This is a genomic window from Pseudomonas fluorescens (genome assembly GCF_040448305.1).
In the GTDB taxonomy this organism is placed as follows: domain Bacteria; phylum Pseudomonadota; class Gammaproteobacteria; order Pseudomonadales; family Pseudomonadaceae; genus Aquipseudomonas; species Aquipseudomonas fluorescens_BH.
Genome location: NZ_CP148752.1, coordinates 2,485,483 through 2,499,577, shown reverse-complemented (window position 1 = coordinate 2,499,577; position 14,095 = coordinate 2,485,483). Strand labels below are relative to the sequence as shown.

At 57.1% G+C, this 14,095-nt stretch carries 12 protein-coding genes; 4 read left to right on the top strand and 8 right to left on the bottom strand.

The genetic code is table 11. The features are described 5' to 3' along the window. Positions 1-42: 42 nt before the first annotated feature. The 6 genes from WHX55_RS11400 to WHX55_RS11375 form a co-directional block, all read right to left on the bottom strand. On the bottom strand, positions 43-1,410 hold the full coding sequence (locus tag WHX55_RS11400; RefSeq protein WP_353742627.1) for a TolC family outer membrane protein: 1,368 nt from the start codon (positions 1,408-1,410) through the stop codon (positions 43-45). Positions 1,411-1,412: 2 nt separating this feature from the next. After that, positions 1,413-2,762, bottom strand: a complete 1,350-nt coding sequence (locus tag WHX55_RS11395) for an HlyD family type I secretion periplasmic adaptor subunit (RefSeq protein WP_353742626.1) — start codon at positions 2,760-2,762, stop codon at positions 1,413-1,415. Next, complete coding sequence (locus WHX55_RS11390) at positions 2,759-4,534, bottom strand: type I secretion system permease/ATPase (protein WP_353742625.1); 1,776 nt, start codon at positions 4,532-4,534, stop codon at positions 2,759-2,761. The genes WHX55_RS11395 and WHX55_RS11390 overlap by 4 nt, the downstream gene beginning before the upstream one ends. Before the next feature lie 111 nt (positions 4,535-4,645). Further along, entirely contained in the window at positions 4,646-5,050 is a 405-nt protein-coding gene (locus tag WHX55_RS11385; RefSeq protein WP_353742624.1) for an AprI/Inh family metalloprotease inhibitor, read from the bottom strand. An 86-nt stretch (positions 5,051-5,136) separates the two neighbouring features. Next, positions 5,137-6,594, bottom strand: a complete 1,458-nt coding sequence (locus tag WHX55_RS11380) for a serralysin family metalloprotease (RefSeq protein ID WP_353742623.1) — start codon at positions 6,592-6,594, stop codon at positions 5,137-5,139. A 516-nt stretch (positions 6,595-7,110) separates the two neighbouring features. Next, a complete protein-coding gene (locus WHX55_RS11375) occupies positions 7,111-7,998 on the bottom strand; it encodes a LysR family transcriptional regulator (RefSeq protein ID WP_353742622.1) in 888 nt (295 codons plus the stop codon). A 116-nt stretch (positions 7,999-8,114) separates the two neighbouring features. On the opposite strand from WHX55_RS11375, the gene WHX55_RS11370 reads away from it, so the two are divergent. From WHX55_RS11370 to WHX55_RS11355, 4 genes are all read left to right on the top strand, one after another. Then, entirely contained in the window at positions 8,115-8,534 is a 420-nt protein-coding gene (locus tag WHX55_RS11370; protein WP_353742621.1) for a nuclear transport factor 2 family protein, read from the top strand. Positions 8,535-8,537: 3 nt separating this feature from the next. Further along, complete coding sequence (locus tag WHX55_RS11365; protein WP_353742620.1) at positions 8,538-9,581, top strand: SDR family oxidoreductase; 1,044 nt, start codon at positions 8,538-8,540, stop codon at positions 9,579-9,581. A gap of 79 nt (positions 9,582-9,660) precedes the next feature. Continuing rightward, positions 9,661-10,203 (top strand): histidine phosphatase family protein, encoded by a 543-nt coding sequence (locus WHX55_RS11360; RefSeq protein WP_353743043.1) that lies wholly within the window; start codon positions 9,661-9,663, stop codon positions 10,201-10,203. A 98-nt stretch (positions 10,204-10,301) separates the two neighbouring features. Next, complete coding sequence (locus tag WHX55_RS11355) at positions 10,302-10,970, top strand: MFS transporter (protein WP_353742619.1); 669 nt, start codon at positions 10,302-10,304, stop codon at positions 10,968-10,970. 384 nt (positions 10,971-11,354) lie between these two features. Here the strand turns inward: WHX55_RS11355 and WHX55_RS11350 are convergent, their stop codons facing one another. Continuing rightward, positions 11,355-12,263, bottom strand: coding sequence for a carbohydrate kinase (locus WHX55_RS11350; RefSeq protein ID WP_353742618.1), 909 nt, complete (start codon positions 12,261-12,263; stop codon positions 11,355-11,357). 160 nt (positions 12,264-12,423) lie between these two features. Then, a complete protein-coding gene (locus WHX55_RS11345) occupies positions 12,424-13,989 on the bottom strand; it encodes a carbohydrate porin (protein WP_353742617.1) in 1,566 nt (521 codons plus the stop codon). Positions 13,990-14,095: the final 106 nt, after the last annotated feature.

Genomic DNA, 14,095 nt, shown 5'->3' with positions numbered 1-14,095 from the left:
GTTGAACACTCACTTTTTTGTTTTTGTGTAGGTTCTGCGGTGTTACCGAGTCCTCGGCCCCTGGCCAAACGCCTCGTCCACCCGAGCCAGATCCTGCTCGCTCAAGGTGCCCGCGTAGTAATGCAACTTGGTCCAGGCCATCAGATAGTCGTAGCGGGTCTGGGCCAGGTCTCGGCGGGTGGTGAACAGTTGTTGTTCGGCGTTCAGCGCATCGAGGTTGACCCGCTCACCGCCCAGGATGCTTTGCTTGGTCGACACCACTAGCGCTTCAGCGGAAGTCAGGGCTTTTTGATAGGCCCGCAGCTTGCTCACCCCCGACAGGCAGGCGCTGAACTGCCGACGTAGCTCGATCAGGGTTTCCCGGGTCTTGCCGTCCAATTCGTACTCGGCCTGTTCCATCGCACGGCTGGCCTGCCGGGTCGAAGCCGAGACCCCGCCGCCGGCATACAACGGCACATTGACTTCGATGCCGATGGTGTTGGTGTCGTAACGCTGGTTGTAGGTGTTGCCGCTTTCGGATTCGTTCTGGCGCACCGTGGCGTAGGCGCTGACCTTGGGCAGGTGCCCGGCGCGGTTGCGTTCGACTTCGTGGCGCGCCACCTCCAGCGCCTGACGCTGGGAGGCCAGGTTCGGGTTGTTGGCCACCGCCATCTCGTGCCAGGTGTCGTAATTGGCCGGTTGCAGGGTGAAGGTCTGAAAGTTCTGCTCCAGCGGCGCCAGATCGGCGATGTCGATAGTGGGCACGCCGACGAGCGCACCCAGTTCGCGCAAGGACGCATCCTGTTCGTTACGCGCCTCGATTTCCTCGGCAGTTGCCAGTTCATAACGCGACTCGGCTTCGAGTATGTCGGTACGCGTGCCTTCGCCCTGGCGAAACATCTGCTCGTTCTGCTGGAACTGTTGCTCGAAGGCTTTTTTCTTGGACAGGGCAATGTCGATCTGGTCCTGGGCGAACAAGGCCTTGGTGTAGTTCTCCAGCACCCGAACCAGCAACTCCTGGCTTTTGCCGCGAAAGTTTTCATCGGCGAACAACGCCTGCGCCACGCCCTTGCGATAAGCGGCGTAGGCCTCGTAGTCGAGCAACGGTTGTTGCAAGGTCAGGCTTGAACCGTAACTGCTGTAGTTGCGGTCGTCGGTCTGGTTTTGCCGGTGCTCGTTCAAGTAGGTGGCCTTGGAAGAGTTGCGGCCCTTGTTGTAGTTATAACCCAGCCTCGGCAACAGCCCGGCGCGGCCGATGGCGCGGTTTTCCAGGCCGGCGTCGCGCTCCTTGATCGCGCCGAGGAATACCGGGTCGTTGCGCAAAGCCTGTTCGTAAATCTCGAACGGCCCCGTGGCCGCTACTGCCGGGTTGCCCGCCAGCAGCAGGAGTGTCGCCCCAAGCATGGAAAGCTTATTCATACAACCGAACATCCTTATTCCTCGGTCAACGCGGAGCCTGCCCGGTCGAGCAGCGGTTTGAACAAATAGTTGAGGAGTGAACGTTCACCGGTGCGCACAAACATTTCCGCCGGCATACCGGGTTTGATCACCAGACCGTTGAGCTTTTCCATGGCCTGATCGCTGACGCTGCTGCGCAACACGTAATACGGTGCGCCGGTTTTCTCGTCGAGCATCTGGTCCGCGGAGATCAGGCTGACTTCGCCTGGTACTCGCGGGGTGCGGCTCTGGTTGAACGCTGTGAACAGGATGTCCACCGGCAAGTGCGTGCCAACCTTGTCGATCAAGTTGATCGGCAAGTGCCCTTCCACTTCCAGGTGCGTGCCCTGGGGCACGATCTCCAGCAGAATTTCGCCCTGGCGCACCACCGCGCCGACCGTGTGAACCCCAAGACTGACCGCGATGCCATCGGCCGTGGCGAGGATCTCGCTGTGTTGCAGGTCGAATCCGGCGGAGGTCAGTTGTTCCTCCAGGGTCACGCTTTTGAGCTGTGCATCGGCCAGTTGGGTACGGACTTCCTTTTGATACTCCTCGCTGTGTTGTTGCAACTTCAGGTGCGATTCGAGGATGCCCTGCTCCACGCGTCCGCTTTCGCCGGTGTTTTCTGCCAATTGTTGTTGAACTTGCGACAACTGCCGCTGGTACTCCATCAGCCGGTTGCGCGGGATGTAGCCGTTGTCCGCCAGGGGTTGAAGATTGCTCAGCTGTTGTTGCAGCGAGTTGGCCTGGGCGCTCAGGTCGGTACGGGCGCGGCGCATGCCGGCCAATTGCGCGCCGGCGCCTTCGATGCTGGCACGCAGGGCCGCTTGTTCGCGGGAGAAAGCATCGCGGCGGCTGCTGAACAACTGGCGCTGGCCTTCCAGCACCAACGCCAGGCGCGGATCGGGATCGTTGCTCAGCTCGGTGGGGAAACTCACTTGTTTCAGGTTGTCCCGCTCGCTCTGCCAACGCGCCAGGCTGGCCCAGGCCATGCGGTACTGCGCTTGCAGGGATTGCACGTCGGCGGCGACCTGGGTCCGGTCGAGCTGGAACAGCGGCTGGCCCTGTTTCACCACCTGACCTTCGCGCACCAGAATCTGACTAACGACGCCGCTGCTCATCGATTGCACTGCCTTGCGCTTGCCCGACACCACCACCGTGCCTTGCACCGCAATGCCCTGATCGAGCGGCGCCAGACTGGCCCAGGCGAAGAAACTGCCAGCGCCGACGATCGCCAGAATCCAGCCCAGTCGGACAAAATAACGTGCGTCGCGCTCAGGACGTTCCGCGAGGTAATCGTGTTCCATCGTGGCTTCATTTTGACTGCTCATGTGTGCGCGGCTCATACACCCGAGTTCCTTGTCGTGGGCTGATACTGCCGGCTCATGCTGAGCCCGCCCGGTGTCTGTGCAGCTTTTTCACGTTGCTGTTCCTGGGCGCCGGAAAGTGCCTTGAGTACCTCCTGGCTCGGGCCGAATGCCTGCAAGCGACCGTCATTGAGCACCAGCAGCTTGTCGGCCTGGGCCAGCGCGGAGGAGCGATGGGTGACCAGAATCACGCTGGTACCCTGGGCCTTCATTTGTGCGATCGCACCGGCCAGGGCCGCTTCGCCCACGGTGTCGAGGTTGGAGTTCGGTTCATCCAGCACCACCAGGCTCGGTTGGCCATACAGCGCACGGGCCAGCGCCACGCGTTGTTTCTGCCCACCGGACAAACCACTGCCGTCCTCGCCGAGTACGGTGTCGTAGCCCTGGGGCAAACGCAGGATCAATTCATGCACGCCGGCCTGCTGCGCGGCTTCAACGACTTTATGTGCATCGGCTTCGCGGAACCGCGCGATGTTTTGCGCGATGCTGCCGCTGAACAATTCGATGTCCTGTGGCAGATACCCGATGTAGGGACCGAGGTCGTCGCGGTTCCAGCGATGGATATCCGCACCGTCGAGCCGCACCGTACCGCCGAGGGTCGGCCAGACACCGACCAGCACCCGGGCCAATGTCGACTTGCCGGAACCCGAAGCGCCGAGCACGCCCAGCACTTCCCCCGCAGCGAGGCTGAAATTGACCATATGCAAGGTCGCCGCACGTTGCCCCGGAGGACCGGCGCTGACTTGTTCGAAGCTGATCCGGCCCTTCGGGGCAGGCAGCGCCATGGCATCGTCACTCGGTGGAAACGCTTGCAACAAGGCATTGAGACGACGGTAAGCGAGTTTGGCGCCGCTCCACTGTTTCCACACGGCGATCAACTGATCGATGGGGCTCAGGACGCGGCCCATCAGGATGGAACCTGCGATCATCATCCCGGCAGTCATGTCGCCCTTGATCACCAGCAAGGCGCCAAGGCCCAGTACCAGGGATTGCAGACACAGGCGCAGGGTTTTGCTCAAGGAACTGATAACGGCACCAGTGTCACTGGCCTGGTTCTGCAGGCCGAGGAAACCTGAATGCACCTGGAACCAGCGATTGCGCAAAGCCCCCAGCATGCCCATGGCCTGGATGGTTTCGGCGTTATGCAGGTGACTGGTGGCCAGTTGGCTGGACTTCTGGGAAAAAACCGCCGCTTCGCCCAAGGGATTTTTGGTCATCGCCTCATTGAGCCAGGCCAGCCCGATCAGCAGCACCGCACCCGCCGTGGCAAAGACCCCGAGCCAGACGTTGAACAGATAGATCACGAACAGGTAGACCGGAAACCAAGGCGCATCGAAGAAGGCAAACAACGCCGGGCCGGTGACAAACTGACGAATGTGCGTCAGGTCGCCCAATGCCTGCCCGGCGTTACCCTCGCCCTTGTACAGATTACGTTCGAAAGCCGCCTGATAGACCCGCAGGTTGAAGCGCCGCTCCAACTGACTGCCAATACGGATGACGATAAAGCTGCGAATAACTTCCAGCAAACCGATAAAGGCAAAGAACCCGACAACCATCAGCGACAACATGGCCAATGTCGTTTCATTTTGCGAAGACAAGACCCGATCATAGACCTGGAGCATGTAAATAGAGGGCACTAACATCAGAATATTGATCAGTGCGGTGAAACTGGCGACGCTAATCAAAATACCCTTGTAATCACCCAGCGCTCGAACTAGAGGTGCAGCAGGAGTGGTCTTCGCCATCTTCATTAATCTTCCTTGAGTTGATTACTCACAGGCACAACCCATTACGCCATTCGTTAAACGAACAGACCCACTTTTTAGATAGAAGCATTGGGCCACCAACTTGACCTGATGCTTTTACTCTGGCGCTCGCTGCAACGACACATTGAATCCAACAGGCAATGTCAGCTTATAAAACTCACTCTTCTGTCGACTGAAAAATGCTGTTTTCGAACCTTCATGGTTGGTCAACGCAATCCCGTCCGGCTCGGGAAACCAGCCGGAGGGAGCCTGACCCAGCCAGCGCACCATACAATCGAGTTGCCCGCCCAGCGTCTGGTCCAGTTTCAATTCAATCAGGCAACCATTTGGCTGTCGGTCCTGCAACAACGCGGACGAGCCTTCCCGGACTTGCCATTTTCCGGCGAGTTCCGACGGGTCCGCTAATTTCAGGCTGTTTGCCATGGTTACATCTCCAAAAAACATCATCAGCACCGCCGATAGCCACACGCTGTTTTTGCAGGTAAAGACGCTTTGCGTCATGGGACGTTTTACTCCGCACCGTAGCTTTGTTCGCAGCGAGGACAGAGGGCAGCGCATGAAGCGCCGTCCTCCTTTCTCCCGTCACATCACGCCACGATGTCCGAGTACGCCGCCTGGCCCACGGTGCTGACCAGGAAGTCAGCCACGCCATGCCCGGAGAAGTCCACCGACAACAGGCTGTTACCGCCCGAATTGCTCAACACCGCATCGCCTGCCGCACCGGTGAATGCACTGACAAAATGCAGGCCTGCGCCGTTGGTGATGCCGGTCAGGTCGATCTTGTCCAGGCCGCTGACAAAATCGAGGATCTGGTCAACCGCACCGGGTTTCGAGTCGCTGCTGGCCGCGAACACGAAAGTGTCCGAGCCGACGCCGCCCCACAACTTGTCCGCACCACCAGCGCCGTAAAGGATGTCGTTGCCGGCACCGCCCTTCAGCTCGTTGGACACGTTGTTGCCGATCAGCAGGTCGCTGCCCGAACCGCCGATAGCGTTCTCGACAGTGACGCCCTTGGCAATGGAGACGTTACCCACCATGCCGCCAACGTCGGAGAACGAGGCTTCATTGAGGTTGATCTTCTGGTTTTGGGTGAAACCGGAGAAATCCAGAGCGTCCTTGCCGCCCGCGTCCCACACCGAGAACACCACTTTATCCGACGATGAAGACGCGCTGAGGAAATCGCGCCCGGCGTTGGAATTGAAGCCGTAGGTGGTGTCGCTGGTACGGATCGTGGTGTTGGCGCCGTAGAGCTTCTGAATGGCTGCGATATCGTCCATCAGCGGGCCGGACGAATAGGCTTCGACGCCACCCTTGCTGAAGTTCTGGCTGGTATTACTTTCACTCCAGTAGCTCATGACGCTGTAGCCGCGGGTGTCTTGCCCGTAGGACGCGTCGCTGTAGGTCGGCGCGCCTTCGCCGGCGTTGTAGTCGCCAGGGTGGGCCAGGCCCAGGGAGTGACCGATTTCGTGGGTCAGGGTTTGCCGGCCATAGTTATTCAGGTCCGGGGTCTTGTTGGGCGTGTAGCTGCTGTTGATCAGGTACCAGGAAGTTCCGTCATAACCGGCGCCTGTGCCAGGCAGGTAAGCAAACGCCGCTGCGCCATCCTGGCCGCCGCTGTAGTTACCGAAGGTCATGTGACCGTCGCCGCCGGCAGTCTTGTCAGTGAAGGTGACATTGGCCACGTCGGCCCAGGATTGCATGGAGAGCACAGCCTGGGCTTTTTGTTGCGCGCTGAACTGACTGAACCCGGTAATCCCGTGCTTGTACATGGTGCTCGACGAGGCCGAGGTCAGGAACGTATAGGTGAGTTCGATTTTGCCGCTGCCGTCCTTGTCCTGGTAGGCAGCACCGTCGCGCAGCAATTGGGTGGCGGCTTGGTCGACGGAGAACGAGGGTTTGCCATTGACCGTGAGGTTGCCACCCCGATCATATTGATGGCTGAAGCTATTGATCTGGTTGAAAGCAGAACTGGCTACAGCCAATGCTTGCAATGGCTGGAATGCCTGTTCGGCGGAATCAATAGCGTGGACTTTTACTTTCGACATAAACACACTTCCTTGTTTAGCTATGGAACAGTTTTTGTCAGATAGCGACAATCTCTGGCGAGATCGCCTTATCACTCGCCCATTGAAGGCGAAAGAAAACTGACACAATTCGAAATCAAACGTCTACTACTTTTTTGACGTCAAATTGTGTTACCCAAGCAAATGCCCGAAAACAATAGGTGTGCTGTAGGCACTGTCATCTAAAAAACAGGCGGAGCGGAATAATTGTCTGACAATCGACAATTTAATTATTAAATAATGGTAAATTTATTTTGTAGACTCCTTCGCACTTCTCACGTTTATTCATAGATGTGCCCGCACACTCTTTTCATTGAATTAAACGTTTAGTGAGTTATCTCGGCGGTTGTGCTCATCCTTTGAGTGGGTATTTGATAAGCGCTCCACGCTCCACGCTCCACGCTCCACGCTCCACGCTCATCGCAAAACCCAGTCTATTGCACGGTGACCCGTACGCAGTAGAGATCGTTATTGTTCCGATACTCACGGGTCACCCCCTCAGAGGTAACCTTCGACATTTTCTATGGATAGAGCTTCGAGCAGCACCTGCTCCAGGATGGCAAAAAAACATTTGATGTGAGCCTGCTTCAATGCCTGCGGCCGGGTCACCAGATAGACCTCCATATCTGGAAGGTGGAGATCCGGGAACAACCCGATCAGATCCTTCGCCAATATACGGGGCAGTACAGCCACCCCCATACCTCGCCTCACCGATTCGAGCTGCACCGCGAAAGAGTTCACGCTGATCTGCGTGCGGTCCAGACCACCGGCCTTTGCCGCACGCATTTGCGGCAACATGTCCAGCGGGGGAAGCAAGGCAACATTGACCGCCGTGGCCAGGGTCACCCCTGGAAACCGCTTCAGATAACCTGCATCAGCGAAGACACCGTAGGCGAGCCGGCCTATGGGTCGATAAATCAGCGACGGCTCACCCAGATGAGCTGTACGCACAGCAATGTCTGCCACGCCGCGGACGATCTTGTGAAAGTCGGCTGTTACCATCAGCTCCACCGAGCAACGCGGGTGCAGAGAAGTGAAGCGACTCGCGGCCTCCAGCACACAAGACGAGAACCCCTCTCCTGCACTGACCAGGACACTGCCAAATAGCTCTGTGTGCAGCTCGGATATGCCAGCAGCGGTTTGACGCCTCAAGCCAGCTTCCGCAGCCAGGGCAACTTCCACGAGGGATTGGCCCCGCGAGGTCAACCAGCATCCTTCAACGCCCCGCTCGACGAGTGGCTCGCCCAGTGCGACCTCAAGTTGGGTCAGGCGGCGGGACACGGTAGACGCCGCGATACCCAGCAACTGGCCAGCTTGAAGGAAGCTGCCACGCCGCGAGACTGCCAACAGCAGACGAAGATCGTCCCAATTTGCTTGCAACGCCATGCGTCCTGTCCTCCCTGGTCTGCATATGTGCAAAGCCATTATGCAGTAGTCGCTGTTTTTCGGGAGATGCCTCAAAGGTATATCTACAGCCCCTCGAAACGAATGGAACGGATTGTATGTCTACTGGCCCCAACGACTATGCGGAACGCGCCTCAAGAGCCTTCAATCGCCGTGATGTGGAGGCGATGCTTGCGTTGGTTTGCGAAGACTTCATCTACCTCGATAGCACTGGGATTCAAACCGGTCGCGAAGCCATGCGCAAACGAGAGATCGCATTGTTCGAAGCGCTCCCCGATGCCCAAGTGATTTTCAGCCCATTCGCCGTCAGTAACGATCGTTTGGCGCTGACGGCCTTCCTGACCGGTACCTTCGCCGCACCCTTGGTGTTGCCAGACCGGGTGATTCCACCTCATGGACGCCATATTACCGCGCACTACGCCGCACATTTCACCTTCAAAAACGGCCTGGCCATTCGTGAAGAGGCCTTCTTCGACAGTGCGGTGCTGATGCCGTTCGCCTATCCGGCCGAGGGTTGAGCCATGCACAGTGCATTCGTTACTGGCGCAACCGGTTTGTTGGGCAACAACCTGGTGCGTGAATTGGTCGCTCGTGGCTACGCGGTCAAAGCCCTGGTCCGCTCAAGAGCCAAAGGTGAACAGCAGTTCGACAATCTGCCGAGTGTGGAACTGGTCGTTGGTGACATGGCCGATGTCGGCGCATTCGCAGCATCGCTGCAAGGCTGCGATACGGTGTTTCACACCGCGGCGTTCTTTCGCGATAACTACAAGGGTGGCAGGCACTGGAAGGAACTCGAAAAGATCAATGTCGCCGGTACGCGGGACCTGATTCACCAGGCTTACCGCGCCGGTATACGACGGTTCATCCATACGTCTTCCATTGCCGTGCTCGACGGCGCACCTGGCTCGTCCATCGATGAGACCTGTCTGCGGGCCGATGCCGACGCGGATGACTATTACCGCAGCAAGATCCTCGCCGACCGCGTCATCTTGACGTTCCTGGAAGCACATCCCGAGATGCATGCCTGCATGGTCCTGCCCGGTTGGATGTGGGGTCCTGCCGACATTGGCCCGACCTCCTCAGGACAATTGGTCAACGATGTCGTGAACGGCAAGTTGCCCGGGCTGATCCCTGGCAGCTTCTCCGTTGTCGATGCCCGTGATGTGGCATGGGCGCTGATCGCGGCCGCCAAGCATGGCCGACGAGGTGAACGCTATCTCGCGGCGGGCCGGCATATGACGATGCGTCAGCTGGTCCCTGTTCTAGGACGTATAGCGGGCGTCAAGACACCCTCTCGACAACTACCGTTCCCCTTTCTATACACCTTGGCGGCTGTGCAGGAGATCTATGCGCGCCTTACCGGCAAGCCCATTCTGCTGAGCATGGCCACGTTGCGTCTGATGATACGAGAGGAGTACCGCACCTGCTTCAACCACCGCAAGAGCGAGCAGGAGCTTGGCCTGAGCTTCCGGGCGCTGGAGCTGACAATCACTGACACCGTGGCGTGGTACCGTGATCACGGCTGGTTTGAAAACAACAGTGCTGGCACGCGAGGCGTACCTTGAGCTCCCGAAACCGCACTTCCTGGTCATTTACCACACACCAGAACAAGGACGTAAATTTGTGAACAGGGAAATCATCCTGATGCGTCACGGCCAGCCAGAACTGGCCGCAACCGACAAAATCTCAGCGCTCGAGATGAAAGACTGGATCGAGCAATACGACCGATCCGAAATTACCCACCACCCGGTCCCGCATGCCAGTATGCAACTCGCCTCAACCGCCACGGTGATTGTTTCAAGCAGCGCGCCTCGTGCGCTGACCTCCGTCCAGGCGCTCGGCCTGAAGCCTGCACTGGTCGCCGCACTTTTCTGCGAAGCACAACTGCCTTGTGGTCATTGGAAACGGCCAAGGCTATCGCCGTTTACCTGGGCATTTATCCTTCGAGTCTTATGGCTGTGCGGTTACTCACGCAACGTCGAATCCGCCGGCACTGCGAGGATGCGCGCCAGTGTGGCAGCCAAACGATTGCAGTCCCTTGCCAGCGATGGACCGGTTCTGCTGCTCGGTCATGGCTTTATGAATCGAATGATCGCCAATCAACTGGTAGCCGACGGATGGGCTCGCCAAAAAGGTAACGGCAACCAGTATTGGAGTGCGACCGTGTATCAGTACGGCGGTGTGTAAGAGGCGCCAACGGGTCGGCAGAGAGGCCTGTCAAATGCAGCACTGCGTTCATCGTCATCCGGGTAAACCGTCTTGGCGATGCATCGGCAGCCGCATTAATGGCAGTGGTTTCGGCGGCGGTGCTGTCAGGTGTCGATTTGCCACGCCATGAGGCGGCTGTTCGTACTCCAGGTCGCCCGCTTGCGGTGATCGTTCGGCAGCCTCGACTCATCAACGCCATGCTTTGTGGCGTCATAACTTACACCTTGATGAATTTCCTGATGACTTCGGCCCCACTGGCAATGAAGCATGAGGATCTTTCACTGGAATCATCGAACCTGGCATTGCAGTGGCACGTCATTGCAATGTACGCACCCAGTTTTTTCACTGGAAATCTTATCCGCCGTTTTGGAGCAAACCGCGTTGTGTTGATGGGGTTGATGTTAACCGGCGCCTCTATTGCTGTCGGGCTTTCCGGCGCGCAGTCCTACCACTTTTATCTGTGTTTGGTGCTTCTGGGGATTGGTTGGAATTTCGGTTTTGTCGGCGCCTCTGCGCTCGTCCTTCAGTGCCATAAAACAAGCGAAAGAAACAGCGTCCAGGCGCTCAATGATTTCATTGTCTTTGGCGCCGTGGTGCTCGGCTCGTTTGCATCGGGAGGTATATTGAATCGATACGGTTGGACCGTTATCTGTGCGCTTGCCTTTGTACCTGTGCTGGTTGCTATAGCGACGTTGATGTTGAGCGAGCATCGCGCCTGGCGTTCAATCCAAGAAGGCACAAGCTAGTTCCGCGGGACTGGCTTAGCCTCCGGACCATGATTCGATTCACGCTGGATAACCGGTTTTGCGCAGTGGCGATGGCGAGCGCACCTTGTTCAACTTGCTGACGCCTCCTTTGTGTGAGGGTGTGATCAGGCGCATGCATCCCCTGTTCCAAGCTCAACAGCAATCGTGCAATAGAGTGTATGCTCGCCAACCTCCGCAATGATCTCAACGCCCATACCGAGCAACTTTCGCTCGTGCGTAATCATTGAGCCCCAGAACCCCGACTTGATCGCTACCTGAACTTGCCTGGTTTTTTTGGCGAGCTTGCGAGCTCAGCAACGCTTGTGGCCAGGGTCGGTGCCGCGTCTTTTTACTTAGACAACTCCTCGGCGCCGGCAACCATTCTCAAGTATGTTTTAGCAGCTGCAGCAAACCTTCCACATCAGCTAGCGCTGGAGCATGGGCTCCGGCATGGCGGCAAGATATGGATGCGCAAGCCGCTGAAAATTGCAGGCGCTCTCTCAAGTCTGCGATCCCCAGCAACTGCGCAGCAAGCCAACCAGCCATACAAGCGTCTCCTGCTCCAACCGTGTCTTCCACCGTCACGGCAATAGCCGGTTGATCGAGTTGGCTGTCCGGGGTGTGGAGAATCATCCCATGTTCCCCTCGGGTAAAAAGGATCTGCGCCTGAGGATTAAGAGCGCGAAGCTCATCCATTGCCTGGTGTTCTGTCAGCCCTGGATAAATTTGCCGAAGGTCTTCATCGGAAAGCTTAATCATGTCAGCAAGGGTGGTCATCGTAGGGAAGGTCTGCTCCCGATAATGGCTATCCATCAAATTGCGCCAGTTCGGATCATAGCTAATCCGTTTACCGGCTTCTTTGGCCTGCCGAGCAATTTTAACCAGCCTGTCTGCGAGTGGCTGTCGAGCCAAACTGATGCAGCTGAAATGACACAGCTCTGCTTGGTTGATCCATCCTTCGGGCATCAGGTCCGGATCAAAAAACAGATCGGCTTCTCCAGCAAAAAAATATCTTGGAGGACGGCTCGATGGAACGATGGCAACCAAAGGATCTCGGTCTACCCGTTGGATAAACCTCATATCCAATCCTGCCGCTTCCGACTGCGAAACTATCTCGTCACCCAGTGAATCCATGCTCACCGATCCAGCAAAAGCGCTGCTGATACCCAAGCGGCTTAGCGCTCGTGCAACGTTCCAGGGAGCACCACCCGGGTAGCCCTTCCACTGTCCAGGAGTACCTTGGACAAGATCGGTCAGGGCTTCGCCAAACACTATTGCGCGAGGCAATACCATCGTCATTTCCTCAATATTTTGTCATAGGGAACTGCTGGCTGATCAGCGTCGACCGGCAATCACTTACTCAATGCGCTTTGATGAACGGCAGGGTTTGTTGAAGTCAGAGAAGTTCTCATAGCCAACCTCCAAGCAGATGTTGGCCGAACACGTTCAAATATTAAAACCAGGTTTCCATTTGTATACCGTATTGCCATACACCTCCGGCTTTGAAGTCCGTCATGCCAAAGGAGTCTGTGGTACTGAAACTGTCCAGATCCGAAGACCAGTTCATGAAGCTTGCGAACACTCGCAATTCGGGACGGGTAAGAAGATCTCCAACCTCGGGTTTGAATGTCGGGGCGACAGTGAATTTCCAAAAGTTACCGTCGACCGCATTACGTTGTAGATAGTCCTTCGGGTCGAGGTTCATGGTTTGCCAGCTTACTTCGTAGGCCATCTCGAAATTGCTGTTGATTTTGTTAGCCAATCGCACGTTCAGGGTCAGCCAGCGGTAGTCGTCACCCTTGACGTATCTATCCTTGCTCTGTTCGGCCAGCAAGCTGGGCCCGATGCGCCAGTCAGGCGCAAGGGGTGTCTCACCGTAAAGTGCCAGACGCAGAGCGCGGGCATCATCAATCAGTTCACCATCCGAGCCGACGTTCTTGACCTCAGCTCCCAGACCTTGCCCATAGAGCAGCGCCGTTTTGAAGAAGCCTTCCCTGCCGAAAAAGTTTTTCTGGTGATTGGCCAACATGCTGTGCAAGCCGGAATCCGCAGGCGTCAAACCCGCTGCATTGGTTCGGGTAGCGAAATCGTTTTTCTTTGCGCCGATGGCATTGAACATCCACTGCCACTGACCATCCTCGAAGAACTGGTTGGAGGTCAGGATGTAGCTTTCCACATCGGCACTAAGATCGCCTTGACTGAAATCCCCGTAGTTACGCCCGATCAAAGAGTAGTTCGAGCGCCAATTCTTGTTCATCTGCATATCGTAGATTCCACCCCCGGTGCCGGCCAGATAGACAACGTCCGAGTCCAGCCAGTGGATATCGAAATTATCTCTATCGAATCGCTTGCCTGCCCACAGGGTGGCGTTCTCGAACACTGAATTGCCCTTGAACGCAGCGAGATGGTCAAGCGCTGTGAATACCTGGCGAACGTTCAGTTTGCTTTCGTCGGCCGTCCAGTCATTGGAACTTTCCACTCCGTCGGCGATGGAGACCGTGAATTTGGAACGGGTGCCGTTTTGCGCATAGATTTCTTTCGACAGGTCTATACGCATGTAGGTGTCGTCTTCGTTACCGAGTCGCCCGACTGCACCACCGACTGAACCGGCAGGAGTTGCATAAGGGCCGCCACGACCACCACCCAGCCCATCGTTGATCAGCAATCCGGAGCGGGCGTAGCCGTTGAAGCTGAACCCATCAGTGAGGTGTCCGGTACTGCCCTCTTTCTCCAGACTTTGCTGACGGGCTTCGAGTTTTGCCAGTCGGGTATCCAAAGCGGGCGCCGAAATTACTGCCGCAGTAGACGCGGCGGGCTGCAAGGAAGGAGTGGCGAGTTTGATCTGCTGCAATTCCCTGGCAAGTGCCTGGGTTTGCTGCTCGGCTGCGGCTGCACGCTTTTCCGCGGCGCTGGCACGGGCTTCAAACGCGGCCATGCGTTCTTCCAGAGTAGCGGCCTGAGAGGTCGTCACCGAGGTGCTGAGCACGCCTGCGAGTAGCCAGCTTGATGCTTTCTGCATGTGGATTTCCTGTTTTGTTTTTATTGTTTTGTTCCCGCGACCGGCCATTTTTCATGAGTTGCGAATTGTCGCAATCGACGAAAAAAAAGGTGCCTCATCGCAAAGA

What these genes read in the sequence shown, in the direction of transcription:
- WHX55_RS11385 (WP_353742624.1), bottom strand. Translation starts at nt 5,050, where the DNA reads ATGACGCAAAGCGTCTTTACCTGCAAAAACAGCGTGTGGCTATCGGCG.
- WHX55_RS11380 (WP_353742623.1), bottom strand. Translation starts at nt 6,594, where the DNA reads ATGTCGAAAGTAAAAGTCCACGCTATTGATTCCGCCGAACAGGCATTC.
- WHX55_RS11365 (WP_353742620.1), top strand. Translation starts at nt 8,538, where the DNA reads ATGCACAGTGCATTCGTTACTGGCGCAACCGGTTTGTTGGGCAACAAC.
- WHX55_RS11360 (WP_353743043.1), top strand. Translation starts at nt 9,661, where the DNA reads ATGCGTCACGGCCAGCCAGAACTGGCCGCAACCGACAAAATCTCAGCG.
- WHX55_RS11350 (WP_353742618.1), bottom strand. Translation starts at nt 12,263, where the DNA reads ATGGTATTGCCTCGCGCAATAGTGTTTGGCGAAGCCCTGACCGATCTT.
- WHX55_RS11400 (WP_353742627.1), bottom strand. Translation starts at nt 1,410, where the DNA reads ATGTTCGGTTGTATGAATAAGCTTTCCATGCTTGGGGCGACACTCCTG.
- WHX55_RS11390 (WP_353742625.1), bottom strand. Translation starts at nt 4,534, where the DNA reads ATGAAGATGGCGAAGACCACTCCTGCTGCACCTCTAGTTCGAGCGCTG.
- WHX55_RS11395 (WP_353742626.1), bottom strand. Translation starts at nt 2,762, where the DNA reads ATGAGCCGCGCACACATGAGCAGTCAAAATGAAGCCACGATGGAACAC.
- WHX55_RS11375 (WP_353742622.1), bottom strand. Translation starts at nt 7,998, where the DNA reads ATGGCGTTGCAAGCAAATTGGGACGATCTTCGTCTGCTGTTGGCAGTC.
- WHX55_RS11370 (WP_353742621.1), top strand. Translation starts at nt 8,115, where the DNA reads ATGTCTACTGGCCCCAACGACTATGCGGAACGCGCCTCAAGAGCCTTC.
- WHX55_RS11345 (WP_353742617.1), bottom strand. Translation starts at nt 13,989, where the DNA reads ATGCAGAAAGCATCAAGCTGGCTACTCGCAGGCGTGCTCAGCACCTCG.
- WHX55_RS11355 (WP_353742619.1), top strand. Translation starts at nt 10,302, where the DNA reads ATGGCAGTGGTTTCGGCGGCGGTGCTGTCAGGTGTCGATTTGCCACGC.